This is a genomic window from Arthrobacter sp. P1_D4, from assembly GCF_056406115.1.
The window spans coordinates 50,233-75,306 of record NZ_JBFUAU010000008.1 but is presented as its reverse complement, the minus strand read 5'-3'; the positions used below and the strand labels follow the sequence as shown (position 1 = coordinate 75,306).

At 67.5% G+C, this 25,074-nt stretch carries 21 protein-coding genes and 1 pseudogene; 11 read left to right on the top strand and 11 right to left on the bottom strand.

All coding sequences use genetic code 11. The features are described 5' to 3' along the window. Nucleotides 1–78: 78 nt before the first annotated feature. The 5 genes from AC1D0A_RS09025 to AC1D0A_RS09005 all read right to left on the bottom strand — a co-directional run bounded on the left by AC1D0A_RS09025 (nt 79) and on the right by AC1D0A_RS09005 (nt 4,925). Nucleotides 79–867 carry a PP2C family protein-serine/threonine phosphatase gene (locus AC1D0A_RS09025; RefSeq protein ID WP_243179661.1) on the bottom strand — a complete coding sequence of 263 codons (789 nt, stop codon included), beginning with the start codon at nt 865–867 and terminating at the stop codon, nt 79–81. Nucleotides 868–1,021: 154 nt separating this feature from the next. Continuing rightward, the gene (locus AC1D0A_RS09020) at nt 1,022–2,308 is read right to left on the bottom strand and encodes an adenylate/guanylate cyclase domain-containing protein (RefSeq protein ID WP_476945638.1); all 1,287 of its coding nucleotides are present in this window, start codon (nt 2,306–2,308) and stop codon (nt 1,022–1,024) included. Continuing rightward, the gene (locus AC1D0A_RS09015) at nt 2,298–2,918 is read right to left on the bottom strand and encodes a PH domain-containing protein (RefSeq protein WP_243179663.1); all 621 of its coding nucleotides are present in this window, start codon (nt 2,916–2,918) and stop codon (nt 2,298–2,300) included. Before AC1D0A_RS09015 ends, AC1D0A_RS09020 begins: the two co-directional genes overlap by 11 nt. After that, nucleotides 2,911–3,849: a biotin--[acetyl-CoA-carboxylase] ligase gene (locus tag AC1D0A_RS09010; protein ID WP_243179664.1), complete on the bottom strand. Its 939-nt coding sequence runs from the start codon at nt 3,847–3,849 to the stop codon at nt 2,911–2,913. Before AC1D0A_RS09010 ends, AC1D0A_RS09015 begins: the two co-directional genes overlap by 8 nt. Before the next feature lie 185 nt (nt 3,850–4,034). Continuing rightward, nucleotides 4,035–4,925, bottom strand: coding sequence for an SDR family oxidoreductase (locus AC1D0A_RS09005; protein ID WP_243179665.1), 891 nt, complete (start codon nt 4,923–4,925; stop codon nt 4,035–4,037). Between the two features lie 204 nt (nt 4,926–5,129). On the opposite strand from AC1D0A_RS09005, the gene AC1D0A_RS09000 reads away from it, so the two are divergent. From AC1D0A_RS09000 to AC1D0A_RS08985, 4 genes are all read left to right on the top strand, one after another. After that, nucleotides 5,130–6,713 (top strand): acyl-CoA carboxylase subunit beta, encoded by a 1,584-nt coding sequence (locus AC1D0A_RS09000; RefSeq protein ID WP_079551557.1) that lies wholly within the window; start codon nt 5,130–5,132, stop codon nt 6,711–6,713. A 5-nt stretch (nt 6,714–6,718) separates the two neighbouring features. Next, on the top strand, nt 6,719–6,964 hold the full coding sequence (locus AC1D0A_RS08995; RefSeq protein WP_028278321.1) for an acyl-CoA carboxylase subunit epsilon: 246 nt from the start codon (nt 6,719–6,721) through the stop codon (nt 6,962–6,964). 120 nt (nt 6,965–7,084) lie between these two features. After that, nucleotides 7,085–8,785 carry a DUF885 domain-containing protein gene (locus AC1D0A_RS08990; RefSeq protein ID WP_476945637.1) on the top strand — a complete coding sequence of 567 codons (1,701 nt, stop codon included), beginning with the start codon at nt 7,085–7,087 and terminating at the stop codon, nt 8,783–8,785. A gap of 260 nt (nt 8,786–9,045) precedes the next feature. Then, on the top strand, nt 9,046–10,536 hold the full coding sequence (locus AC1D0A_RS08985; protein ID WP_476945636.1) for a dicarboxylate/amino acid:cation symporter: 1,491 nt from the start codon (nt 9,046–9,048) through the stop codon (nt 10,534–10,536). Here AC1D0A_RS08985 and AC1D0A_RS08980 read toward each other — a convergent pair. Continuing rightward, the gene (locus tag AC1D0A_RS08980; protein WP_476945635.1) at nt 10,496–11,050 is read right to left on the bottom strand and encodes a hypothetical protein; all 555 of its coding nucleotides are present in this window, start codon (nt 11,048–11,050) and stop codon (nt 10,496–10,498) included. The genes AC1D0A_RS08985 and AC1D0A_RS08980 overlap by 41 nt on opposite strands. Nucleotides 11,051–11,255: 205 nt before the next feature. On the opposite strand from AC1D0A_RS08980, the gene AC1D0A_RS08975 reads away from it, so the two are divergent. From AC1D0A_RS08975 to AC1D0A_RS08965, 3 genes are all read left to right on the top strand, one after another. Further along, nucleotides 11,256–11,381 (top strand): heavy metal-binding domain-containing protein, encoded by a 126-nt coding sequence (locus AC1D0A_RS08975; RefSeq protein ID WP_243179668.1) that lies wholly within the window; start codon nt 11,256–11,258, stop codon nt 11,379–11,381. A gap of 70 nt (nt 11,382–11,451) precedes the next feature. Continuing rightward, nucleotides 11,452–12,141: a TetR/AcrR family transcriptional regulator gene (locus tag AC1D0A_RS08970; RefSeq protein WP_243179669.1), complete on the top strand. Its 690-nt coding sequence runs from the start codon at nt 11,452–11,454 to the stop codon at nt 12,139–12,141. Nucleotide 12,142: 1 nt separating this feature from the next. After that, a complete protein-coding gene (locus AC1D0A_RS08965) occupies nt 12,143–14,689 on the top strand; it encodes an MMPL family transporter (RefSeq protein ID WP_476945634.1) in 2,547 nt (848 codons plus the stop codon). Nucleotides 14,690–14,898: 209 nt separating this feature from the next. Here the strand turns inward: AC1D0A_RS08965 and AC1D0A_RS08960 are convergent. From AC1D0A_RS08960 to AC1D0A_RS08945, 4 genes and pseudogenes are all read right to left on the bottom strand, one after another. Then, nucleotides 14,899–16,133, bottom strand: a pseudogene (locus AC1D0A_RS08960) (HNH endonuclease); the annotation flags it as partial. A 217-nt stretch (nt 16,134–16,350) separates the two neighbouring features. Next, a complete protein-coding gene (locus tag AC1D0A_RS08955) occupies nt 16,351–17,304 on the bottom strand; it encodes a hypothetical protein (protein ID WP_476945633.1) in 954 nt (317 codons plus the stop codon). Then, nucleotides 17,301–18,056, bottom strand: coding sequence for a cytochrome b N-terminal domain-containing protein (locus tag AC1D0A_RS08950; RefSeq protein ID WP_476945632.1), 756 nt, complete (start codon nt 18,054–18,056; stop codon nt 17,301–17,303). The genes AC1D0A_RS08955 and AC1D0A_RS08950 overlap by 4 nt, the downstream gene beginning before the upstream one ends. Further along, complete coding sequence (locus AC1D0A_RS08945) at nt 18,053–18,220, bottom strand: hypothetical protein (protein WP_243179673.1); 168 nt, start codon at nt 18,218–18,220, stop codon at nt 18,053–18,055. The genes AC1D0A_RS08950 and AC1D0A_RS08945 overlap by 4 nt, the downstream gene beginning before the upstream one ends. 134 nt (nt 18,221–18,354) lie before the next feature. On the opposite strand from AC1D0A_RS08945, the gene AC1D0A_RS08940 reads away from it, so the two are divergent. The 3 genes from AC1D0A_RS08940 to AC1D0A_RS08930 all read left to right on the top strand — a co-directional run bounded on the left by AC1D0A_RS08940 (nt 18,355) and on the right by AC1D0A_RS08930 (nt 21,876). Then, nucleotides 18,355–19,047: a Maf family protein gene (locus AC1D0A_RS08940; RefSeq protein ID WP_476945631.1), complete on the top strand. Its 693-nt coding sequence runs from the start codon at nt 18,355–18,357 to the stop codon at nt 19,045–19,047. Between the two features lie 147 nt (nt 19,048–19,194). Further along, nucleotides 19,195–21,048, top strand: a complete 1,854-nt coding sequence (locus tag AC1D0A_RS08935) for an acetyl/propionyl/methylcrotonyl-CoA carboxylase subunit alpha (RefSeq protein WP_476945630.1) — start codon at nt 19,195–19,197, stop codon at nt 21,046–21,048. A gap of 96 nt (nt 21,049–21,144) precedes the next feature. After that, the gene (locus tag AC1D0A_RS08930) at nt 21,145–21,876 is read left to right on the top strand and encodes a glutamine amidotransferase (protein WP_243179681.1); all 732 of its coding nucleotides are present in this window, start codon (nt 21,145–21,147) and stop codon (nt 21,874–21,876) included. A gap of 73 nt (nt 21,877–21,949) precedes the next feature. On the opposite strand, the gene AC1D0A_RS08925 is transcribed toward AC1D0A_RS08930, so the two are convergent. Beyond that, nucleotides 21,950–23,362, bottom strand: a complete 1,413-nt coding sequence (locus AC1D0A_RS08925) for an MFS transporter (RefSeq protein ID WP_028278342.1) — start codon at nt 23,360–23,362, stop codon at nt 21,950–21,952. Nucleotides 23,363–23,681: 319 nt separating this feature from the next. Between AC1D0A_RS08925 and AC1D0A_RS08920 the strand changes: the two genes are divergently transcribed. Continuing rightward, entirely contained in the window at nt 23,682–25,073 is a 1,392-nt protein-coding gene (locus tag AC1D0A_RS08920) for an MFS transporter (protein ID WP_439954118.1), read from the top strand. Nucleotide 25,074 lies beyond the last annotated feature (1 nt).

Genomic DNA, 25,074 nt, shown 5'->3' with positions numbered 1-25,074 from the left:
CCTAGATCCCCGACATTGTCCGGTCCAGGGTCCGGTCTGGGGTCCGCTTCCGAATTTGGACTGACGCTGACCAGGAGGTCAGGCGGGCTCGTCCACGTTTGCAGTCCGGGCGTCGACCACGATCGCCGTGATGTTGTCCCGGCCGCCGCTGCGCAAGGCCGCCTGGATCAGTTCGTCCACGGCCGCCTGGGGGTCGGCCTCGGCCGCGAGGATGCCGGCGATCTTCTCATCGCTGAGTTCGCCGTTGAGGCCGTCGGAGCAGACCAGCATCCGGTCGCCGTCTTCAAGGGGAACCAGCCAGAAGTCGGCCTCGGAGTCATCCCCGGTTCCCAGCGCCCGGGTCACCACGTGCCTGCGGGGGTACACGGCGGCCTCGGCCTCGGTGATCTGGCCGGTGTCAAGGAGTTCCTGGACTTCGGAATGGTCCACGCTGATCTGTGCGAGCTGGCCGTGGCTGTACCGGTAGGTGCGGGAGTCTCCGATGTTGAGGACAAGCCAGTACGGAACGTCCTGTTGTTCCACCACCACGACGCCGGACAGGGTGGTTCCGGCTCGCGATCCGGTGGCGTGACGGATGCCCGCATCTGCCATGAGCAGGTACTCCTGCAGGATGTCCGCTGTCGCATCCCGGCTGCCGGTCTTGGACTGTGGCAGCTCGGCCAGGGTGCGCACGCAGATGCTGCTGGCAACTTCGCCGGCCTCGTGCCCGCCCATGCCATCCGCTACGGCGAAGACGGGGTCCGCGGCAAGGAAGGCGTCCTCGTTCGCCTCGCGGCGCAGTCCCCGGTCCGTGCCGTACCCGCAGCGCAGTAGCGGTCCCCGTTTTCCGTCCGACGGCGGAATGGGGGCGTCTGGCGATGGGTTCATGGCGGTCCTCAATACAGTGGTGCGCGGCTTCACTGGTGCGCGGGGGTTGACGGCGTTCACAACCCGGCCGGATCGCAACTGCCGGTCCGACTATTGCATATGCGCCGCTCAGCTGAGAAGCCCGCCACGGCCTGCCGCCGGGCTGATCCGGCGTTCAGTCCAGGATCAGGCCCCGGCCGCTGCCGGGCTGCAGCTGCACCGGGTGGATTTCACCGAACCCTCGGACGTCCTCGGCCGGCCGGGGCACCAGGACGAAGCGTTCGTCCTGCTCCAGCGCGGCCGCGGTCATCGAATCCACCAGCACTGTTCCAGGGTCCGCGAGAGCCGTCAGGCGGGCGGCGAGGTTGACGGTGGGTCCGTAGATGTCGCCGAGGCGGGAGAGGATGCGGCCCCACACCATGGCCACGCGGGCCTGGGGCAGGATCTCGTCGTCGGTGAAGGCACGGGACAGGGCCAGGGAAATCTCGGCGCCGGCCGCCGGAGTCTCGGCAATGTACAGGACTTCGTCGCCGACGGTCTTGACCAGCCGGCCGCCGCCGACCGAGATGATTTCGGCGCACTTGTTCTCGAAGCGCTGCACCAGCTGGGCGAGCGTCTTCTCGTTCATCCGGCGGGACAGGCTGGTGTAGGAGACAAGGTCAGCGAAGCCAACCGCCCGGGCCAACGGCAGGGGCGCATCGTCCTCGTCGCCTTCGCGGCCCTCTTCGCTGGACTGCAGCCCGGCTTCGGCCCGGACTGCCAGGCGCTGCACACCGGCGTTGAGCTGGCGGCGCCAGGAGTAGGCGAGCATCTCCTCGAGGGGGTCAATCAGGTTCGGCAACTCGCTGACGAGCCGCTTGCGGGCGACGGCGTCGGTCACGCCATGTTCCTGGACCATGTCCTCCACGAGGGCCTCGATCTGCCACACCACCATCCGGTCGGTCATCTGGCCGATGGCCCGGGTGATGGAGATTGCGGCTTCCTCGGTGAGCTTGCCGTCGCGCACCAGGTCCACGATGGTGGACAGGGCGGCCTGGTCACGCTCGGTGAAGGCGACATCTTCATCCCCGAGGTTGGGAAAACCCAGGGCGCGCCAAAGTTTCCGGGCAGAGAGCAGCGAGAGCCCTGCACCGGCAGCTACTTCACGACGCCGAAGCTTGCGTTCTCCGCCCAGCAGCCGCGCTTCCAGGGCCTTGGCGGCGAGCCGTTCAGCGGACATCGTGCCGGTGGGCGGGGCCACGGGTTCAGCTTCGGCGGGTCCGGCGGCTTCGTTGGGTTCGGGTTCGTCTGGCTCGACTTCGGGTTCGGGTTCGGCGGCGGGTTCGATGAGCGCGCCGGCTTCGCTGCCGAAGGCGGTCCCGGCGTCGCTGTCGGCGGCAGCCGAACCGGCGGCGTCCTCGGGCTCCCGGGGCAAATCCGGGGCAGCGAGATCGATGTCCTGGTGGACGTTCTCAGCGTTCATCTCTTCCACCTTCTCTCGTCTCCCACGGCCAGGCCTCGCCCGGGTTGTAGGTCATGCCATCGGCGTTGTCGGTCATGCCATCGGCGCCGGACGCCTCGCCCTGCGGGAGGTCGTCGATGGCGTCCAGCAGGAAATTACGGAATGTCGCGACCTCCGGGACATCGGGGACCACCGTTCCAAGGGGGTACCCGGTTTCCAAGGATATATTCCCGGAGTGCAATAGGCGCTGCAACAAGGATTGCTCAATGGCCACATGGCGGACGGCGGCGAGGGGGACCTGTTCATCGCGCCGCCGTAACATGCCGTATCGGGCAACTATGCGCTGACTGGTGAGGATGTAACGGGTGGCGTGCCACGCAATGACCCGCGGGAGGCAATAGCCCAGCAGCACCCACGCCGCCAACGCCAGGCACACGGCGAGGAGCCAGGGGGTCCACTCTTTCGGGACGAGGGGGACGAGCCGCGCCGGGCCGCCCTTGACAACCCAGGCGCAGGCGTAGGCGGCCAAGGCCGGAACAACAATGAACATCAGCGCCGGGACAATGAGCATCCTGGGCTGGGGCCGGGTCACCACAATCACTTGCTCTCCCGGCAGGAGCACTCTACGCATAGCCGCTTTCTGCTCCGCCGCTGCCGGCGCCCTGGCCGCCGGTCCCGGCCGGGTTCCACGGCCTCAGGTGCACGACGTCGCCGGCGGTCACCACATGTTCATGGCCCGCGGCATCGACCACCAGCAGGGAGCCGTATTCGTCCAGGCGCGTGGCGTGGCCAATGATCTCGTGGTCGCCCGGGAGTTGGGCCCGGACCTGTTTGCCGAGGGTTGAGAGGAGGTGCTCCACGCGTTTGTGCAGCGACGGGCCACCGGCCATGCCGGCGGTGGGGTCGCCGTCGGCGTTGCAGAAACTCCGGTACAGGGTGGCGAAGCGGGACAGGTAGCTCTTCAGGAGCTCCGTCCGGTCCACTGTGTCCGGATTCTCCAGCAGCACGGAGGTGGCGGTGGGAACCGGGAGTTCGGGCTCCGTCAGCGTGACGTTCAGGCCGGTGCCGAGGATGACCGGCGGCGCGCCGCCGGCGCCGAGCGGGCCGAGCTGGGCCAGGATGCCGGCGATCTTCCGGCCCCGGACCAGGACGTCGTTGGGCCATTTGAGTTCCGCCGGAAGGCCTGCCGTTTCCGTCAGGGCCTCACGCAGGGCGAGGGCGGCCAGAAGGGAGAGCCAGGAGTACCTGTGGGTCGGCAGCGGCCGGCCGGCCCCGTTGACCGGCAGGAGCACCAGGGAGACAGAGACCGAGCTGCGGGCCGGCGCCTCCCACCGGCGGTCCAGCCGGCCGCGCGCGTCGCTCTGGTACTCGGCGGTCAGCACTGACAGGTCCGGCCACGCGCCGGGATCCTCGGTCACCCCGCGGAGGAGGTCGGCGTTGGTGGAGCCGGTGGACTCGAGCACCGTCAGGCGCGGAATTCCGTTGGCGGACAGGAACGCCTCATCACTGAGGGCACTCAGGTCCAGGGGCGGACGGTCCGGGGTTTCCTGCGCGGCTTCCATCCTTGAATCCTACCGAGGAAAGCGCACCGGGGCCCCGGCCGTCTGCCTCACATGCCTCCGCCGAAACTCCCCACCTTTGGCCGGGATGTCCGGCGTGTCGGCCGAACACACCGCTGATTCCGGCGCCCGGGCGCCAAATGAGGGGAAATTCCGCGGGGCAGACGGCCACAAAAGACCCAGCAAGTTCAGAGGAAGATGTCCGGGACCAGCTGGGCCTCCGGCGCGCCGAGGCTGTACGGGCTGAAGTCCGTCACCCCTGCCGCCGCGAGAACCTGCTCATCGGTATAGAAGTTGCCGCTCCGGCTGCCGTGGGCGGGGACCGCGTTGCCGCCGGTCAGCACGGCGTGGGCGGCGTCGGCCATGATTTCGGGGCTGCGGGCGCCCTTGACGATCGTGTCGCCGCCGGGCATGTTGCGGATGGCCGCGGTGTCGATCAAGGTACACGGCCAGAGTGAGTTCACGGCGACGCCGTCGGCCTTGAGTTCCTCGGCCAGCCCCAGCGTGGTCAGGCTCATGCCGTATTTGGCCATGGTGTAGGCCAGGTGCAGGCCGGCCCACTTCGGATCCAGGTTCAGGGGCGGGGAGAGGGTGAGGATGTGCCCGGCCCCAGAGGCGCGCAGGGCCGGCAGCGCCATCTTCGAGAGCAGGAACGTCCCGCGCACGTTGATGTCCTGCATGAGGTCGTAGCGCTTCATGTCCACGTCGTCGGTGGTGGAGAGGTCAATCGCGGATGCATTGTTGATGACGACGTCGATCCCGCCAAAGTGGTCCACGGCGGCGCCGACTGCACCGGCGACGTCGGCGTCGTTGCGCACGTCGCCGACCAGCGGCAGGGCCTGGCCGCCGGCGGCCTCGATCTGTTCGGCGGCGGTATACACGGTGCCCTCCAGCCTGGCGTGGGGCTGACCGGTCTTGGCCATCAGGACAATGTTGGCGCCGTCCCGGGCCGCGCGGAGCGCGATGGCCAGGCCGATGCCACGGCTGCCCCCGGAGATGAGGACAGTGCGGCCCTGGAGGGAACCGGCGGCCTGGTACGGCCCTGCGGCGGTGCCCGAAGCATCGTTGCTTGAAGTCATTCCCACACTCTAGCCGACCAATGTTACTGGCGGGTAACAAAGCGGTGCGGGAGCTTCGCGGCGGGAAAATTGTAGGTTCCCTACAGCGGCACCGGCCAATACCGTCACTAGACTTGCCAGCAGAGCCCTGCTTTTGTGGATTCCAGCCAAAGGACCCCACGCGACGGGCGCCGTACAACCTTGCGACAGAGCCGGAGAAACTTGATGAGCCACGATCTGACCACGACTGCGGGAAAGATTGCGGATTTCCGCGACCGCCAGGCCCGTGCCGAACAGCCCTCCGGCCCGGAAGCGATCGCCAAGCAGCACGCGCGCGGCAAGAACACCGCCCGCGAGCGCATCGACCTGTTGCTGGACGCCGGCTCCTTCGTCGAATTCGATGCGCTGGCCGTGCACCGCTCCACCGCGTTCGGCATGGAGAAGAAGAAGCCCCTCGGCGACGGCCTCGTCTCCGGCTACGGCACGGTGGACGGCCGCCCGGTCGCGGTCTACAGCCAGGATTTCTCCGTCTACGGCGGCTCGCTGAGCCAGGTCAACGGCGAAAAGATCGTCAAGGTCCAGGAGTTCGCGCTGCGCAACGGCTGCCCCGTGGTCGGCATCCTCGACGGCGGCGGTGCCCGCATCCAGGAGGGTGTCGCCTCCCTGGCGATGTTCGCGGACATCTTCCGCAACAACGTCCACGCCTCCGGCGTCGTCCCGCAGATCTCCCTCATCATGGGCCCGTCCGCCGGCGGCGCAGCCTACTCCCCCGCCCTGACCGACTATGTGGTCATGGTGGACAAGACCTCGCACATGTTCATCACCGGCCCGGACGTCATCAAGACGGTCACCGGCGAAGACGTGGACATGGAAACCCTCGGCGGCGCCCGGCAGCACAACGCCAACACCGGCACCTCGACTTACCTGGCCTCCGACGAGGCCGACGCCGTCGAGTTCGTCCGCGAACTGCTCGACTTCCTGCCCTCGAACAACCTCGCCGAGGCCCCGGTGCTGGAGCACCAGCAGGAACTGGAGGTCGACGACGACGATCTCGCCCTGGACGCGCTGATCCCGGACTCGGCCAACCAACCGTACGACATGCGCAAGGTCATCGAGCAAATTGTCGACGACGCCCACTTCCTCGAGATGCAGTCCCTCTATGCCCCGAACGTGATCATCGGCTACGGCCGGGTCGAGGGCCACACGGTGGGCATCGTGGCCAACCAGCCCATGCAGTTCGCCGGCACCCTGGACATTGCGGCCTCGGAAAAGGCCGCACGCTTCGTCCGGCACTGCGATGCCTTCAACATCCCCATCATCACGCTCGTGGACGTGCCGGGCTTCCTGCCAGGCAAGGACCAGGAGTTCCAGGGCATCATCCGCCGCGGCGCCAAGCTGCTATACGCGTACGCCGAGGCCACCGTGCCCAAGCTGACCGTAATCACCCGCAAGGCCTACGGCGGGGCCTACATCGTGATGGGCTCCAAGAAGCTCGGCGCGGACCTCAACCTCGCCTGGCCCACCGCCCAGATCGGCGTCATGGGCGCCCAGGGTGCCGTGAACATCCTGTACCGCCGCGAACTCGCCGCGGTGGCGGAGGACGGCGGCGACGTCGAGGCCAAGCGCGCCGAGGTGATCCGCCAGTACGAGGAAGAGCTGCTCAACCCGTACCAGGCCGCCCAGCTCGGCTATGTGGACGCGGTTATCGCACCGTCCGAGACCCGGCTGCAGATTATCAAGGGCCTGCGCGCCCTCCGGGACAAGCGGGCCGCCCTGCCCGCCAAGAAGCACGGGAACATCCCGCTGTGAGCCCCATGGCCGAACCCGACGAACCTGCCGACGCGGTAAGCAGCGACGCCGCGCCCGGGATCCTGTTCTCTGTCGCCAAGGGTCAGCCGACGCCGGAAGAGCTGGCGGCGCTGACCGCCGTCGTGCTGTCCCTGGGGCAGACCCAGCAGGCAGCACCGGAAAGCCCCGGCGTCCGGCACTGGGTCCGCCGGCAGCAGCTTCGGCTGGCGCCGAGGCCCGGTCCGCAGGCCTGGCGCCGCAGCCTGGGCTGAGCCGACCCGGTTCAGCGTCCTGGCAGGGCCGGCCCGCAGCCGAAATCTGCACGGGAAAGTTGCACGCGAAAAAGTTCAGTGACTCTTTCATAACCACGGCGGCCGGGCTAGTCTCGTCGGGTGACTACCGAAATCATCGCCTCAGACAACACTGCCCCCGCGCGCCAGCAGACAGCCATTGACGCCGTCGCCGACGCCTACACGGACACCCTGATCCGGCTTAACCCGAGCTTCGCCACCGAACTTGGCCTGCCCGGGCACGAGACGGAGTACCAGGACTTCTCCCCCGCCGGCCACGAGGAATTCGCGGCCGCCGCCCGCGAGGCACTTGCGGCGCTGGACGGGCTGGAGGCGGCTGACGACGTCGACGCCGTCACCCTCGACGCCATGCGCGAGCGGCTGGGCCTGCAGCTGGAAATCCACGAATCGGGCTGGGCCACGGCCGATCTGAACAACATCGCCTCCCCGTCCCAGGACATCCGCGCGATCTTTGACCTCATGCCGACGGATACCGCCGGGCAGTGGGAGCACATCGCAGGCCGGGCCCACAATGTCACCGCCGCAATCGACGGCTACATCGAGTCGCTGCGTTCGGCGATGCAGGACGGCAAAGTCGCCGCGGCCCGCCAGGTTTCGATCGTGATCGAGCAGGCCACCAAGCACGCCGCGGACGACGGCTTCTTCGCCAAGCTCGCCGCCGGCGCCAAGACCGCGGACGGCCCGCTCCCGGCGGAACTGCAGTCCCGGCTCGACACCGGCGCGGCAGCTGCCCGGGTGGCGTACTCCCGGCTCGCAGGTTTCCTCGAGTCCGAGCTCCTGCCCGTCGCCCCGGCCAAGGACGCTGTGGGCCGCGCCCGCTACGCCCTGGCTTCCCGGGACTTCCTCGGCGCCACCGTGGACCTGGAGGAAACCTACGCATGGGGCGTCCAGGAACTCGACCGCCTCATTGCCGAACAGGAACGGGTGGCAGGCGAAATCCGGCCCGGCGCCACGGTGGAGGAAGCCAAAGAGATCCTCAACAACGATCCCGCCCGCCAGCTCAAGGGCACCGACGCCCTCCAGGCCTGGATGCAGGAACTGTCCGACAAAGCCGTCGCGGAGCTCGCCGGCGTCCACTTCGAGATCCCGGACGTCATGAAGACGCTGGAGTGCCGGATCGCGCCCACCGATGAAGGCGGCATCTACTACACGGGTCCCTCGGAGGACTTCAGCCGCCCGGGCCGCATGTGGTGGTCCGTGCCGGCCGGTGAAGACACCTTCACCACGTGGGCCGAAACCACCACCGTGTACCACGAGGGCGTGCCCGGCCACCACCTCCAGGTCGCCACCGCCACCTACCGCCGTGAGCTGCTGAACAAGTGGCGCCGCAGTGTGTGCTGGACCTCGGGCCATGGCGAAGGCTGGGCACTCTACGCGGAGAAGCTCATGCAGGAGCTCGGCTACCTCAATGATCCGGGCGACCACATGGGCATGCTGGACATGCAGCGCATGCGTGCGGCCCGCGTGGTGTTCGACATCGGCGTGCACCTGGAACTCGAAGTCCCCGAGCGCTGGGGCAGCGGCATCTGGACCTCGGAGAAGGGCTTTGACTTCCTCCGCGCCAATCTGCCGATCAGCGAGGGGCAGCTGAAGTTCGAGTTCACCCGCTACCTGGGCTGGCCGGGACAGGCCCCGTCCTACAAGGTGGGCCAGCGGCTCTGGGAGCAGATCCGGGAAGAGCTGGAATCCCGCCCCGGCTTCGATCTCAAGGCGTTCCACACGAAGGCCCTGAACATCGGCTCGGTGGGCCTGGACACCCTCAAGCGCGCGCTCCTGGGGTAAACCCCCCAAGGCCGTTGAGATGGCAGTTCGCGGCAGTGTTTCTCCAGAGCATTGCCGCGAATTGTCATCTCGCGCCTCACAGGGCGGTACGGGCCGTCCGGCGACGAGACAATCGCCACACCGCTTGCCGGAATAACTTCACAAAAGGCCCTGCCGGCGCGGCAATCCCGGGCATTCCGCGGCGCGGGGCCACCGGTGGTGCCGTAACATTTCTCAACATCCGTTCGTCGTGCTATCGGCAACGGTCCTAGCGTGTTCCGGTGACCACTCAGACAAGCACCCCCGCACCCGCTGGAGAGACCGGGTTCCAGCTGCCCAAATGGGCCGGCTCGTTCGGCTTCCAGATCATTGCCGCCCTGATCGTCGGCCTGGGCCTTGGCCTGCTGGCCAAGTACACCGGCAGCACCAAGGCCAACCCCAACGCCCTAGGCACCACGCTGCAGACCATCGGCTCGAGCTACGTCTCGCTGCTGCAGACCGCCGTGGTCCCCCTGATCTTCACCGCCGTCGTCAGCTCAATCTCCAACCTGCGCGCCGTTTCCAACGCCGCCCGGCTGGCCTGGAACACGTTGCTCTGGTTCGCGATCACCTCGCTGATCGCCGTGCTGATCGGCATCGGCCTGGGCGTGCTGCTGCAGCCCGGCGCCGGAACCGGCATCAGCCAGGAAGCGAAGTACGCCGGCAAGTCCGGTGACTGGTGGGCCTTCCTGACCGGGCTGTTCCCGAAGAACTTCCTGGGCCTCAGCGCGACCACCACCGTCACTGACGGCGTCGCCACCACCGCCGTGAGCTTCAACGTCCTCCAGATCCTGGTGATCGCGATCGCCGTCGGCATCGCCGCGCTGAAAGTGGGCAAGGCGGCCGAACCGTTCCTGGCCCTGAACTCCTCCGCCCTCGCCGTCATCCAGAAGGTCCTCTGGTGGATCATCCGTATCGCGCCGCTGGGCACGATCGGCCTGATCGGCAACGCCGTGGCCGTCTACGGCTGGGACACCATCGGCTCGCTCGGCAAGTTCACCGTGGCGATCTACATCGGCCTGGCGCTCGTGCTGTTCGTGGTCTACCCCGTGCTGATCCGCAGCCACGGACTGTCCATCAAGCAGTACTACTCCGGCGTGTGGCCGGCCGTGCAGCTGGCCTTCGTCTCCCGCTCCTCGATCGGCACCCTGCCGCTGACCCAGCGCGTGACCGAACGAAGCCTGGGTGTCCCCCGCGCCTACGCCTCCTTCGCCGTGCCGCTCGGCGCGACCACCAAGATGGACGGCTGCGCGGCGATCTACCCGGCCGTGGCGGCGATTTTCGTGGCCCAGTTCTTCGGCATCCAGCTCGACTTCACCCAGTACCTGCTGATCGCGCTGGTGTCGGTCCTCGGCTCGGCCGCGACCGCCGGCACCACGGGCGCCGTCGTGATGCTGACGCTGACGCTCTCCACGCTGGGACTGCCGCTGGCCGGCGTCGGCCTGCTGCTGGCCATCGACCCGATCCTGGACATGGGACGCACCGCCGTCAACGTGGCCGGGCAGGCACTGATCCCGGCGATTGTGGGCAAGCGCCAGGGCATCCTGGACGAAAGGCTGTACAACGCGCCGCGGAACGGCGATCCGTTTAGCGACGACGTCGATGGCACTGCCGCGTCCCCGGGAATCCCCGGGGACTTCTCTGGTTTTCCGGCTTCGGCTTTAACCGGCCTCGGCCCGGGTCCGCACGGGCCTAGTGTCCGCCGATCACACCCTTTTCGGCGGCCTTGGTAACTGCGTCCGCTTCTGCCTGGGTCAGGGTGCCGTCCTTGACGGCCTGGTCCAGCCGGGGCTTCAGTGCCGCGGCGTGATTGGCCTGTTCCGCGGTACGCAATTCCTCCAGGGCAGCGGTGACCTTGGCTTCATCGAGGCCGAGCGACTTCGCCAGGGAAGCGGCCAGGGCCTTCTCCATTGCGGCGCGGTCCGGCTTCTGCCCCGGGGCCGGCGGGGTGGCCGGCCTGTTGGCTTCGCGGAAAGTCTTCAGGGCGTCGGTGACCTTCGCCTCGTCGACGCCGAGCTTGGCGGCGAGTTCTTTGGCGCGGGCGCCGAACTCCGCACCGCCGTGGCCGCGGTGTCCGCCGCGCATGCCGTAGCCGTCGGCGAAGTTGTTCCCGGGAGCACTCGAGCTGGGTGTCGGGGTGGGCGTCGGCGTCGTGGTGGCGGAGGCCATCCCGGCGACCCCGAGCCCTGCACCCAGTGCAACGGCCGCCGCCCCGAGGCCGAGTGCGATTTTCGTCGTGCGTGACATCTGCTGTCTCCTGGATCTGCCGCGCGGTGACGGCGCTTGAAGCTGATGGTTCGTCCGGGGAAGGCTGCTCCACGAGCATCTCCAGTCTGCACCTGCCCCAGCAGAGATAGCTGTTTCCCAGCTTTCACTTTCCTGTGAATCCGGCAGAGACGCCCAGAGGGCAAAAAGTGGGCAAAATGGCGGCAGAGGTGGATAGGCTCTGGGCATGCTGATCGTCACTTCGAATGACATCCCGGGCCACCGGATCGACGCCGTCCTCGGCGAAGTCATGGGCCTGACCGTCCGCCCCCTGACCAATTCCGGCAACGCGGCAGCCCAGCTCAAGCCTTGAGCGCAAACCCTGCCAGCCCCACTCTGGAAAATACTTGCCCGGAGTGCAAACATGCACGTAGTGTAAGCGCGTGTCCCCATCGCCCTTCCCCTCCGCCGCATCCGGCGACCCCGGTGTCCCCTCGCGCCGCGAACTGAACAAGGCCGCTACCCGGCAGGCCATCACGGACGCCGCCATGGACCTGCTCCGCACGCGGGGACCCGGAAACTTCACGGTGGAGGACATCGCCGACGCCGCCGGGATCTCCCGCCGCACGTTCTTCAACTACTTCGGCAGCACCGAGGCGGCGCTCGCCTCGGTGACGTTCGGCTTCCTGGACACGGCACTTCAGCAGTTCCGGCTCCGCCCGGCCGGCGAGCCAATCCTGGAATCGGCCCGCGCAGCCCTCGTTGAACTGGCCGATCCCATGACCGTCGCACCGGTGGCCGAGCTCTACAGCCTGGGCCAGACCAACCCCCAGCTCAGCCGCTCCGAGCTGGAAGCCTGGGACCACTGCACCGAACAGATCATCGACGCCGCCCGCGAACGCTTTGCGTTGACGGCGGCCGGCGACGTCGACGAGCTCTACCTCCGCGCCCTCGCCGGCTCCGTCATCTCGTGCGGAAAAGCTGCCATGGATGTCTGGTTCGCCCGCTGCGGCGGCGACCTGGCTCCCGAGTCCCTGTCCGTCCTGCGCCAGCTCCTGATCGATTCGATGGGCCTCCTCGGCTCCGGATTCGCGTCCCACTCCCCCGCCACCCCTTCCCCAGATCGGCACTGACATGGCCCTGTTGCTCTACCGTCTCGGCAAGTTCTCCTACCGCCACCGCTGGCTCGTCATCTCCCTCTGGCTCGCCGTCCTGGTGGCCGTCGGCGGCGCGGCTGCGGCCTTCCACGGCACCATGTCCAACAACTTCCAGATCCCCGGCACTGAAACCCAGCAGATGGCGGACAAGTTGAAGCAGGAGCTGCCCAAGTCATCCGGCGGCTCGGCCGGCATCGTGTTCGAGTCGCAGAACGGCCAGTTCACGCAGGCCGGCAAGGACGCGGTCTCGGCTGCGCTGACCAAGCTGAAAGCCCTCCCCGATGTTCAGGGCACCGTGGACCCGTTCGCCACGCAGGCCCAGCTGGACAAGGCCGTCACGGACCTTGCCGCCGGCGAGCAGCAGGCATCCGCAGGACGGGCGCAGCTGGATGCCTCGGCCGCCCGGCTGGCCGCCGGCAAGGCCCAGCTGTCCGCCGCCGAGCAGCAGATGACCGCGGCCGGCATGTCCGCCGAGGCCATCGACGCCCAGCTTGGCCAGCAGAAAGCTGCCCTCGCCGCGGGCCAGGAGAAGCTCGACGCCGGGACCAAGGAACTCCAGGCCGGCGCGGCCAAGCTCGCCCTGGCCAAACGCCAGCTCGAGGCCTCGCAGGGCATGCGGTTCGTGTCCGAGGACGGCACCGCGGCAATCGCCCAGGTCCAGTTCAAGACCTCGATCAACGGGCTGGCCCCCGCCGTGCGCCAGCAGGTCCAGGACATCGCCCACGAAGTCTCCTCTGACGGCGTGACCGCCCTGGCCAGCAAGGAAATCACGGAGGACGTCTCCGAGCTGTTCGGCATCTCGGAGATCCTCGGCATCGCCATCGCGGCGCTGGTGCTCATCGTCATGCTGGGAACCCTGATCGCCGCCGGACTCCCCCTGCTGATGGCCCTGGTCGGTGTGGCAGTGGGCGTCGGCGGCACCTTCGCCCTCAGCGGCGCCGTCGACATGAGTTCCATCTCCCCGATGCTGGCGCTCATGCTGGGCCTCGCCGTCGGCATCGATTACTCGCTGTTTATCGTCAACCGGCACCGCGGCCAGCTCCTGGCCGGCATGGACGGCGAGGAATCCGTCGCCCTCGCCACCGGCACCTCCGGCAACGCGGTGCTGTTCGCGGGCCTGACCGTCATCATCGCCCTCGCGGCGCTCGTGATTCCGGGCCTGCCCTTCCTGGCCGTGATGGGCCTGTCCGCCGCCGCAACGGTGGCCGTCGCCGTCGTCGTCGCCCTGACCCTCACCCCTGCCATGCTGTCCCTGATCGGGCCCCGACTCATTTCCCGCCGCGTCTGGGCCAAGGCGGAGAAGCACAATGCCGCCCCCGGCCACGAGAGCGCAGACCGTGCCCGCGACGAACGCCGCAGCAAACAGGGCTGGGGCGGACTCGTCACCCGGCACCCGGTTCTGGCACTGCTGGCCGGTGTCCTGCTGCTGGGCATCGTGGCGCTGCCGGCCAGCCAGTTGCGGCTCGCGCTGCCCGACGGCGGGTCCGAGCCCGTGGAGTCGCAGGCGTTCAAGGCCTATGACGTCACCGGCCGCAGCTTCGGCGAAGGCATGACAGGCCCGATCGTGGTGGTGGGCGACTTCCCGGCCGGCCTGAGCGCGGAGGAAGCCACAGCCAAGCAGCTCGACGTCGCCGACATCCTCCGCGGTACTGGCAACGTCACCGCCGCCATTCCGGTGGCGCTGAGCGAGGACCGCCGCACCGCGGTGTTCCAGGTCATCCCCCGGGAGGGCCCGGCCAGCGCGAGCACTGTCCAGGTGGTCTCCGAGCTGCGCGCCGAAAAGGACCGCATCAAGGATTCCACCGGGGTCAGCATCGGCCTCACGGGGCAGACTGCCGGCAACGTCGACGTCTCCGCCAAACTCGGCGATGCCCTGCCCCCGTACCTGGCCATCGTCGTCGGGCTGTCCCTGATCCTGCTGTTGCTCGTGTTCCGCTCGATCGTGGTGCCGCTGCTGGCCACAGGCGGTTTCCTGCTCTCGCTCGCGGCCGCCTTCGGAGCCGTCGTCGCGGTCTACCAGTGGGGCTGGCTGGGAACGGTGTTCGGCGTCGAAAACCCGGGCGCCGTGCTGAGCTTCCTGCCAATCATCCTGATCGGCGTCCTGTTCGGGCTGGCCATGGACTACCAGGTGTTCATCACCTCGGGCATGCGTGAGTCCTTCATGCATGGCGAATCGGCCCGGCATGCGGTCCGCACCGGCTTCAGCCATGCCGCGTCCGTGGTCACCGCCGCGGCCATCATCATGGTCAGCGTGTTCGCCGGCTTCATCTTCTCGCACCTGAATATGGTCCGGCCGCTGGGCTTCGCGATGGCCTTCGGTGTCCTGGTGGACGCGTTTGTAGTCCGCATGACGATCGTTCCGGCCGTGATGTACCTGCTCGGCGACAAGGCGTGGTGGCTGCCCCGCTGGCTGGACCGGATCCTGCCGGACGTCGACGTCGAGGGCGCCAAGCTCCGGCCCGCGGCTTCGGCCTCAGCTTCGGCCGACAGCGAGCCCGAGCCGGAGGAGATCGGCGCGCGCTAAAGGCCGCCGACGAGTTGCCCTAAAGCCGCCCGCTGATCGTTTCGATCGGCGGGCGGCTTTTTCGTGCATGCAGCTCGGGAAGGCTTGTGGCCCGTTCGCCGCTCAGGCCGCCAGTCAGCCTGAGGGCCGCATACCCTTGAGCGTCTTCGCGCGGTGGCGCTCATCACGGCCCGGCGGCGGGAATCCACGCTCGCTTCGCCGGCAGGCGATCCGGGCAGGGGCGGCGCGGTGGAACGGTACGTGTGGCCGGTGGGGGTGGTGAGTTCGATGGTGTGCCGAGCGCCAATGCTCGAGGCGGATCCGGGTGCGGCTCCGGGGCTGGGGCGTGCTTTCCAGCCGGGGGTTTCTTTGGTGTGGTTGCAGGCTTCGCAGAGTCCGGCGGCGTTGTCCGTGGTGGTCGGGCCGCCGGTGTGCCAGGGAATGATGTGGTCCAGGTGGCGGATGGGCGCGTCGCAGTAGGGAGTTCGGCAGGTGTCGTCTCTGGCCTGGATGAAGCGGCGGTGCCCGGGCGGGAAGAGCCGGGCGCGGGAGTCCATCCCCACAAGCTCGCCGGTGCCGGGGTGGGTGTAGAGCCGCCGGAGCAAGGTCTTGAAGTCCCGGTCCTTGGCGTCCGTCCCGGCGCCGGCGCGTTCCCGGGCCCAGCCGGCGGGGACGGTGCCGTAGCCGGGGAGCCGGGCCGGTTCGGCGCCGGCCTGGAAGAGGGCGCGGTCGGTGATGATGACCTGGATCTCGACGCCTCTGATCCCGCCCGGGGTTCCGGTGGTGCGTTCGACCAGGGCATCGGCCATGAGCTGCCCGCGGCCCCTCGGGTCCCCGGCGGCGCGGAGGGTGTCGGCGTGCCCGTTCAGCGCCTTGTAGACGGCGACGCCGGCGGTCACGGGCAGCAGGGCGGTGAGGTGGCACATGGTGTCGGGGGCGGGGTGGAGGCTGACGTGCCGCTCGGTGGCGGCGTGCGCGGCGCGTTCGGTCACCGAGCGGGGGTCACGCCGGTACGCGGCGGCCCGGGCCGCGGCGACCAGGGACCGGTCACCCGCCCCGGCGAACGTCCCGGTGTCGGGTGCGAGTTCGGCGTCGACGGCGGCCCGGTCCGCGGCGCTCAGGCACGCGGTTTCGCGCACGAGCAGGGTGGGCGCCATTCATTGAGTTCCCCGGTTCCGAGCGCGGCGAGCGTGTGCGGCATCTCGGTGATCAGGGCCTTGGCCAGGCCGAGGAGCCGGCCGCCCCTGGCGGGTGATTCGCGCCGGGCCAGGGCGATCTGCGCGCCGATCCCGGCGCCGAGCTTCTCGGCCGGGACTCCGGCGGCGGCTTGTTCGCGGCGTTGGAGCAGGTCGAAGGCCACGGCGAGCCGGGCCTGTTCCGCGGACGCGGCGGACTTCCAGTCCTCCAGTTCCCGGATCCGGTCAATGATCCCGGCACTGTCCGTGGGCGGACAGTCTAAGTCCATTGGTCCGGCGGCCAGCCGGCCCGCCAAGGCCGCCTCTGCGGTGCCCGGAATGGCGGCGGCATCGCCCGCGGCATGGCCGAAGCCGGCGTCGCCGTGTCCCGCCGGAGCCACTTCGGGCCCGTGATTGCCGTCCATGAACCCAGTGTCTCAGGGGCCTCTGACAATAACGCGCCTGTACTCCTCAGCCGAAGCTAGGCGTCACGGATTGCCGGCGGACTCAGCGGTTGCGGTAGTAGTCCTTCCAGATCAGGCGATGGAGGGGGATCACCCGCGGCAGCGACCGTAGTCCGGGGATGAACGGCAGCAGGGCCAGCAACGCCGTCAGCACGAACATCGTGACGACGACGAGGGCATCGGCATTAGGCGCGGACTTGAACGGTTCCACTTGGTAAAGGAGCGAGAAGAGCCACAACCAGGACTGCCCAGGCGTATCGCCGGTTTCGTTCATCACGCCCCACTGATCCCCGGAGAGGTGTTGGCTGGCCGCAAGATCCGGGAAGTAGCCGCCGTCGCCCAAAAAGAGGAGGCCGCGCGTGTAGTCCATGTTGTAGAAGTTTCCACCGTTTTGCAGCACGCCGTCCAAACTGCCTTGGCGCGCCATCTCCAGCAACGCTCCGGTCAGTGCAGGGACCGGGCCATACTCGCCGTCGCCCACCTGGGCCGGGTCGTTATCCGGCGCAGCGGCAAGGGCGTCCGAATAGGCAGCTGCCCAGGCTGAGCGCTGCTGATCTGTGGCGGCCGTCCAGCTGGCCAGCTCTGCCGGCGGCGACGGCAGCGTCGCCAGCGGGGCGATCACGAAGTCATTGGCGGTATCAACCGGAAGGCGGACGCCGGAGAGGCTTTGAAGGTCCACGGGGCCGATGTTCTGCGTCGCGTCCGGGGTCGAGTTGTAGGGCGGCCCGTATCCGGCAGTATCGCTGGTGCCGGCAAGCTCTTTCGCGGCGGTGCCAACGAAATCCGCGGGGGCGGCCGTGGCCCACGCCTTGAGGCTCACGCTGGGCTCATCAGGGGACCCGAAGATGGCGGACACACCGAGCACGAGCACGCCGACCACCACAACGCCGATGATCAGTTCTTTGATGAGGTCATATTCGCGGACGCTGCCCGTCCAGGGCCGGCCGGCAACGTCGTCCGCCTTCCGCGAGGAGATACTGCGGCTCTTCCTGGTCACTGCACTGCACCCCCGAATTCAGCGCCCCCGGATTCTGTGCCCCCGGGTTCGGTGGCCTTCGGAGGTTCGGTGGCCTCCTGGCGGTTGTGAAGCAGCTGGGCGTCGGACTCCGCGGCATCCAGTGGAGGTGCAACGCCGTGGACCCGGACCAGCAGGACGTGCAGGACCACCACAGCACCCACGGCCAAGGGCAGCAGCGTGACGTGCCAGGTGAAGAGCTGACCGACGTTGGCCACATTGAACCAAGCGCCTACGCCGACCGCGTTCAGCGCATCCTTCGCTTCAAAGGCAATCCACTGCGAATCGAAGTTCGTCTGGAGCAGATACCCGGTGAAGGCCGCCACGATGGAAACGACAAAGGAGATCACGCCGGTGATCCAGGTCAGGACCCGGCCCCCTCGCCAGGCCGCCATCCAGAATTTCAGCCACAGGTGCACCACCATGAAGATGAAGAAGAACTCCACGCTCCACAAATGCGTGCTGTTGACGAAACTCCCCAGCGAGGACACGTGATACCACTGGGGTCCGTTCAGTCCCAGCACGATCCCGGAAACGATGATCCACAGCAGGGACGCGATGGCCCCCATGCCGAATACGTACGCCCAGGATGCCACGAAGCTTGGCTGGTCCTCGGGCAAAAGTTTGTCCGGCGGAAGCTTCCTCAGGAGCCACCGGCGGGCCCTGCCGGTCAAGGTACGGGCGTCTGTTTCATCGACCTGCGCGCCAAGTCCCGGTGTTGCAGGGGCAGTCATTTCCGCCGCTTCCCTCCGGGAAAAGGCAGGACCAAGGCCAGGATGAACAAGATGATCATCACGACGATCACGATCAGATTTCCGGATTGAATGATGAAACCGTCCCAGCCAAAATATGTTCCATCACCAACCATGCCAACGCTTGCCACGAGCCATCCAGACATGAGCTGCTCGATTCTTTTTAGGATGCCGGTTCAACTCCACCACTGTCAGGTATCCGCAAACAGGGTCTTCTGCCCCGTCCAGGCGCCCTTCCGGGACCCGGTGTTGCTGTGCTGCGGTGGATTAGGCTGGATCCGTGACCCGCCTCATTCTTGCCTCCCAGTCCCCCGCCCGCACCAAGCTGCTCAGCCACGCCGGCATCGCCCACGAGGTCCTCGTCTCGGACGTCGACGAGGACGCCGTGCAGGCCCGCTACGGCGTGACGGATCCGCATGACACGGCTCTGTTGCTTGCCCGGGCCAAGGCAGAGGCCGTCGCCTCGCTGCCCGAGGCGGACGGCGCAATCGTGATCGGCTGCGACTCGGTCTTCGAGTTCGACGGCGAGGCCCACGGAAAGCCCTACACGGCCGACGTCGCCCGGGAGCGTATGCTCCGCATGAGCGGCAGCATGGGCGTCCTGCACACCGGCCACTGGCTCGTGGACTGCCGCGACACAGACACAGACTCAGAAGACGACGACGCCGACGTCACCGCGCGCGGCACCGGCGCCACCCTGGGCTCGGTGTCCTCGGCCGAGGTGCACTTCATGGAGATGAGCGCCGAGGAAATCGAAACCTACATCGCCACCGGCGAGCCGCTCCAGTGCGCCGGCTCCTTCACTATCGACGGCTACGGCGGGGCGTTCATCCGCAAGGTCGACGGCGATCCCCACACCGTCGTCGGGCTCTCCATCTCCACCCTGCGCGCCCTGCTCGGCCAGGCAGATGTGGGCATCACCGAGCTCTGGACCGGCGGGGCTGCGGACCCGGCGGACATCCGCGCCGAGTAACGACGGAATGCGTGGCGGAGTGAGCCAATTCGCCGCCCTTTGTGGCAACCCTACAAAGGAAGGGCCGTATACGCGCGGAATCCGCAAGTAATATCGGCGGAACCCTCAAAACCGCGCTAGGCTCCCTGAAGGAAAGAAGGAGACGCCTTGTCAGCAAATTCGGAGCAGTCCGCACCCACCGTGCCGGGATCAACGCAGTCATCTACAGCCGCGGGCATCCGCCGGCTGACCAAGGTGCTGATCGCCAACCGCGGAGAAATTGCGGTGCGCATCATCCGCGCCGCCCGCGATGAAGGCATCGCCTCGGTGGCTGTCTACGCGGACCCCGATCGCGACGCGCTGCACGCCCGGCTCGCTGACGAGGCCTACGCGCTCGGTGGCAACACCGCCGCGGAGTCCTACTTGGTGATGGACAAGATCATCGACGTCGCCCGCCAGTCCGGCGCGGACGCCATCCACCCCGGGTACGGGTTCCTGGCCGAGAACGCCGAGTTCGCCGCCAAGGTGATCGATGCCGGCATTACGTGGATCGGCCCCTCCCCCGAAGCGATCTCTGCCCTGGGCGACAAGGTCCAGGCCCGCCACATTGCCGAGAAGGTCGGCGCCCCGCAGGTCCCCGGCACCGCCGACCCGGTCGAATCTGCCGAGGAAATCCTCGATTTCGTGGACAAGTTCGGCCTGCCCGTCGCCATCAAGGCGGCCTTCGGCGGCGGCGGACGCGGCATCAAGGTGGCCCGCACCCGCGAAGAAATCCCCGAACTCTTCGAATCCGCCGTGCGCGAGGCCACTGCCGCCTTCGGCCGCGGCGAGTGCTTCATTGAGCGCTTCCTGGACGCCCCGCGCCACGTCGAGACCCAGTGCCTGGCCGACGCCCACGGCAACGTCGTGGTGGTCTCCACCCGCGACTGCTCGCTCCAGCGCAGGAACCAGAAACTCGTCGAGGAAGCCCCGGCCCCGTTCCTCACCGAGGAACAGAACCGCCGGCTCTACGAATCCTCCAAGGCCATCCTCAAGGAGGCCGGCTACCTCGGCGCAGGCACCTGCGAATTCCTCGTCGGCCAGGACGGCACCATCTCCTTCCTCGAGGTCAACACCCGCCTCCAGGTGGAGCACTGCGTCTCCGAGGAAGTCACCGGGATCGACCTCGTCCGCGAACAGTTCCGGCTGGCCCGCGGCGAGGAACTCGGCTACGGCGACCCGGAAGTCCGCGGCCACTCGATCGAATTCCGCATCACCGGCGAGGACCCGGGCCGGAACTTCATGCCCGCACCCGGCACCATCACGGTACTGAAAAACCCCACCGGTCCCGGTATCCGCGTAGATTCCGGCGTGGAGCAGGGCGATGTCATCAGCGGCAACTTCGACTCCATGCTCTCCAAGCTGATCGTCACCGGCGCCACCCGCACCCAGGCCTTGCAGCGCTCCCGGCGGGCACTGGAGGAAATGGTGGTGGAGGGCATTCCCACCGTCATCCCGTTCGACCTCGCGGTGGTTTCCAATCCCGATTTCGCACCGGCCGAAGGCCCCTTCAAGGTCCACACCCGCTGGATCGAGACGGCCTTCGTCAATGACATTCAGGCCTGGACCCCGACCGGCAGCGAGGCTGAAGCGGCCGACGCCGGCGACCGCCAGCGCGTCGTCGTCGAGGTCGGCGGCAAGCGCCTGGAAGTCGTGCTGCCGGCGTCGCTGGGCTCCGTCAGCAACGCCGCAGGCGCCAAGCCGGCCAAGGCCAAGAAGCGCTCCCGCGGTGGCGGCGCACCCGCGGCCGCGAGCGGCAACGCCCTGACCTCCCCCATGCAGGGGACCATCGTGAAGGTGGCCGTCGCCGAGGGTGACACGGTCGCCGAGGGCGATCTCGTCGTCGTGCTCGAGGCGATGAAGATGGAACAGCCGCTCACCGCCCACCGCGCCGGGATCGTCATCGGCCTCGCCGCAGCGGCCGGCGAGACCGTGTCCGCCGGCGCCATCATCGCCATGATCGAGGACGGCGCCGCAGAGTAAGCGGCCCACGGTACGGCGACGGCGGACGGTCGGCGCCGCTGCCGGCCGCGGGCGCGCCTCTGGCGCGTCCGCGACCGGCCAGTAGAGACTTGGAGTGTGAAGCCATTCCTGCTCCTCGCCTCGCGCGCGGAAGACACCGCCGCCGAGGACGAATACCGCGCCTACCTTCGCTACTGCGGACTCCAGCCCGAGCAGCTCCACCGCATCCGGATGGAAGCCGCCCCGCTGCCCGCGCTTGAGTTGTCCGACTATTCGGGCGTCATTGTGGGCGGCAGTCCCTTTACTTCCAGCGATCCGGCCGAGCACAAGAGCGCCACCCAGCACCGGGTGGAGCGCGAACTCGCCGGGCTGCTGGACAGGATCGTGGCCGAGGACTTCCCGTTCCTCGGCGCCTGCTACGGCGTCGGCACCCTCGGACTGCACCAGGGCGCCGTGATCGACCGGACGTACGGTGAAGGGCTCGGCGGCGTCACCATCAAATTGACGGCGGAGGGTCTTCAGGATCCCCTCCTGCGCGGGCTGCCGGAGAGCTTTACGGCGTTCACCGGCCATAAGGAAGCCTGCACCGTCCTGCCCTCCCATGCGGTGCTGCTGGCCAGCTCGGCCGCCTGCCCGGTGCACATGTTCCGGATCAAGTCCAACCTATACGCCACGCAGTTCCACCCCGAGCTTGATGCTGAAGGGCTCGTCACCAGGATCGATATCTACCGCCATGCCGGCTACTTCCCGCCTGAATCGGCCGAAATGCTCATGGACGACGCCCGGCAGTTCACTGCGACAGAACCGATGAAGATCCTGCGGAACTTTGTGGAGCGCTACGCGAGCTGAGCCCCTCCAACGCAGAAGCCCGGTGTGTTCAATGAACACGCCGGGCTTCTTCTGTCAGGAAAGAGGGCCGACGTCAGGCTACGTTGTTGGTGTAGTCGAGGTCCCGGGTTTCCTTGCTCACGAACAGGGCGATCAGCGTCAGCACCGCCATGGCGGCGAGGTAGACACCCACCAGCACGGTGCTGCCCCCGGCCAGTTCCCAGAGCCAGACGGCGATGAACGGAGCCACGGCAGCGCCCAGGATGCTGGAGACGTTGTAGCTGATGGCGGAGCCGGTGTAGCGGACATTGCCCGGGAACAACTCCGGCAGGAGCGCACCCATGGGACCGAACGTCAGGCCCATGAGCGAGAAGCCGATGATCAGCAGCGCCATGGCACCGGCGAATCCGGCGCTGAACAGCGGAACGAACAGCAGGCCGAAGGCGAGGATGCCGAAGGTGACAACGATCAGCATCTTGCGGCGGCCGAACTTCTCGGCCAGCGGGCCGGAGACCAGCGTGAAGATACCGAAGAATACGACACCGGCGATCAGCATCCAGAGGAAATCGTTCCGGCTGTAGCCCAGGCCCGGGACGAACGCAGCGGCGGCGGCCTCGGTCATCGGCTTGCCGGCCTTTTCGGCGGCGGCCTTCGCCGTGTCCAGACTGGACGCCCGGGTGCCGTAGGTCAGCGTGAACGTGGTCATCAGGTAGAAGAGCACGTAGGTGGCGAGCATGATGAACGTGCCCAGGATCAGCGGGCGCCAGCTGGTCTTGAAGACCCGTGCCAGCGGCAGCTTGGCAACCTCGTTGGATTCGAGGACCTTGGTGAAGGCCGGGGTTTCGATCAGCTTGAGGCGCACGTAGAGACCGATGATGACCATGACGGCACTGAGCAGGAACGGGACCCGCCAGCCCCATTCCATGAAGGCTTCCGGTGTCAAGGTGTAGCTGAAGACCAGGAAGATCACGTTGGCGATGATGAAGCCGATCGGGGCTCCCAGCTGCGGGAACGTGCCGTAGATGGCGCGCTTGTTCGACGGGGCGTTTTCGGTGGCCAGCAGCGCCGCGCCACTCCATTCGCCGCCGAGGGCCAGGCCCTGGCAGAAGCGCAGGACCACGAGGAGCGCCGGGGCCAGGAAGGTCCAGCCCGGGACGCTCGCCGTCGGCAGGCATCCGATCAGGAAGGTGGCAATACCCATAGTCAGCAGGGAGGCCACCAGCGTGCCCTTGCGGCCGAACTTGTCACCGAAGTGGCCGAAGATGACCGAGCCGAGCGGGCGGGCGATGAACGCGACGCCGAACACAGCGAAGGATGCCAGCAGCTGGGTGGTCTCGTTCTGCCCGGGGAAGAAGAGCTTCGGGAAAACGAGCACGGCCGCGGTGGCGTAAACGTAGAAGTCATAGAACTCGACGGTGGTACCGATCAGGCTGGCGACAATCACGCGGCCGCGCGAATTCACCTGCTTGGTGGACCCATGCTCCGCGGAGGTGGCAGTGGATGACATGTAGTAACGCTTTCATGAAGACCGGTCGGATATTTCCCCAAGAGCCCGATGCCCGGGGCCGCCGGCTAGGGATTCGTATACGTCTGATAATAGTTCCCACCGTCCAGTCAATGGACAAATAGTCCGCTATTTGGACTCCGTGTCGTTGTCTCACGTGGTGGTCGTCACACCTATTCTCACACCGTCATAAAAGCCCCGATAGGCAAAAGTCACAGCGCGTTAATAAACCGCGTCCGTCCCGGAAACGCGGCGTCCCTACCTTTGAAGGACATCACCCCCCAAGGAGGTCTCCCAAGTGACTGCTGAACGCACCGCCGAAATCGGCACCGCAGAGGTCGGCGCCGCCAGTACCGGCGGCACCCTTACCCTCGACCACCGGCCCGGCCGCTGGATCGCCAACTGGGATGCGGAAAACAAGGAGCAGTGGGAGTCGGCCGGCCGCTCGATCGCCCGGCGCAACCTGAACTGGTCCATCTTCGCCGAGTTCCTGGGCTTCGTGGTCTGGCAGCTGTGGTCGATCGTGGTGGTCCAGCTTCCCTCCGCCGGCTTCAAGTTCTCCACCAACGAGATCTTCTGGCTGATCTCCATGCCAAGCCTCGTCGGCGCCACGCTCCGGATCCCCTACACGTTCATGGTTCCCCGCTTCGGCGGCCGCAACTGGACCATCGTCTCCGCCCTGTTGCTGCTGATCCCCACGATCGGCCTGGGCCTGTGCGTCGCCAACCCGGCCACCCCGTTCGGCGTCATGCTGTTCGTGGCTGCGCTGGCCGGCTTCGGCGGCGGCAACTTCGCCAGCTCGATGGCGAACATCACTTTCTTCTACCCCGCACGGGAAAAGGGCTGGGCCCTGGGCCTGAATGCCGCCGGCGGAAACCTCGGTGCCGCCGTCGCACAGCTGGCCGTGCCGATCGCCATCACCCTGCTGGCAGCCGGCACCGTGAACCTGCCCGTCGCAGGGTTCATGTGGGTTCCGCTGATCCTGCTGGCGGCTTTCGGTGCCTGGAAGTACATGAACAATCTCACCAGCGCCAAGGGCGACGTGGCAGGTTCGCTGGCCGCGATCAAAGAGCCGCACCTGTGGATCATGGCGCTGCTGTACATCGGCACCTTCGGTTCCTTCATCGGCTTCGCCGGCGTCTTCCCCAAGCTCATTAAGGACTACTTCCCGGCATTTTCCTCGATCTCCGTCGGCACCGTGGCCCTGTCCCTGGCCTTCCTCGGCCCGCTGGTCGGGTCCCTGGCCCGCCCGTACGGCGGACGCATGGCGGACCGGATGGGCGGGGCCCGCATGACCGTCGCAGCCTTCGCCGCCATGGCCGTCATGACCCTCACCATGCTCTGGACCCTGCCGCTGAAGAACTTCTGGCTCTTCCTCTTCCTGTTCCTGCTCCTGTTCACCGCCAGCGGCTTCGGAAACGGCGCCACCTACCGCATGATCCCGATCATCTTCGCCACCTCCAGCCGGGCCGCCCGCTCCGGGGCCAGCACGCACACCACCCAGCGGCTCGCGTCCTCAGCCCTCGGCCTGATCTCGGCCATCGGCGCCTACGGCGGATTTATCATCCCCCAGGTCCTCAACGCCTCCAACACCGCCAGCGGTTCCTACACCTCGGCGTTCTACGGATTCGTGGGGGCCTACGTCCTGATGCTGGTGGTCTGCTGGTTCTGCTACATCCGCAACGCCAACCGAAATGCGATGGGACACGTCTAAC